This is a genomic window from Aliivibrio sp. S4MY1 (assembly GCF_028765545.1).
In the GTDB taxonomy this organism is placed as follows: Bacteria; Pseudomonadota; Gammaproteobacteria; order Enterobacterales; family Vibrionaceae; genus Aliivibrio.
Genome location: NZ_JARACP010000065.1, coordinates 1 through 694, shown reverse-complemented (window position 1 = coordinate 694; position 694 = coordinate 1). Strand labels below are relative to the sequence as shown.

Genomic DNA, 694 nt, shown 5'->3' with positions numbered 1-694 from the left:
TCTACGATAAACAAAAGATATTAAGAACTTTTAAATTTTGATTTAACTTAATTTCAGCACTTAGCTGTAATTAAGCTGAATCAGTCAGCTTTCCAAATTGTTAAAGAGCTATATAAAATCATTAACGCTGTTAATGATAAAATACTTTTTAAGCATTTTCAGACAGAAAAAATCCGAACCTAGCTCAATTTCTTGAACTGGTTTGGAATCCTTCCAAAAATATTTAAAGAGTATATCCATATGAAATGGTGGGCGATACCGGGCTCGAACCAGTGACCCCCTCCTTGTAAGGGAGGTGCTCTCCCAACTGAGCTAATCGCCCACATAATATTCCAATTTACTCCTGACTCTATCAGAAATAAACCCATTCTCTGTGGAAAGAATGGTGGGTCGTGCAGGATTCGAACCTGCGACCAATTGATTAAAAGTCAACTGCTCTACCAACTGAGCTAACGACCCATATTTTTCTTCTTAGAGGAGGCAAGTTGTAAGGACGTTTATAGTCTATAAACGACGTCAACTTAACAAACTATAAGGAGAAAATGGTATCCCGTAGGGGAGTCGAACCCCTGTTACCGCCGTGAAAGGGCGGTGTCCTAGGCCTCTAGACGAACGGGACACAACGAAGGTGTTGGACACCTTCTAAATCTCTTTATTTTCAACCTTCGCAATCTGTGTGAACACTCATAAATCG

At 39.6% G+C, this 694-nt stretch carries 3 tRNA genes; all 3 read right to left on the bottom strand.

What is annotated here, in order from left to right:
• Positions 1-246: 246 nt before the first annotated feature.
• A tRNA-Val gene (locus PVK71_RS20360) sits at positions 247-322 on the bottom strand.
• Between the two features lie 61 nt (positions 323-383).
• Positions 384-459, bottom strand: a tRNA-Lys gene (locus tag PVK71_RS20355).
• Between the two features lie 84 nt (positions 460-543).
• A tRNA-Glu gene (locus PVK71_RS20350) sits at positions 544-619 on the bottom strand.
• Positions 620-694: the final 75 nt, after the last annotated feature.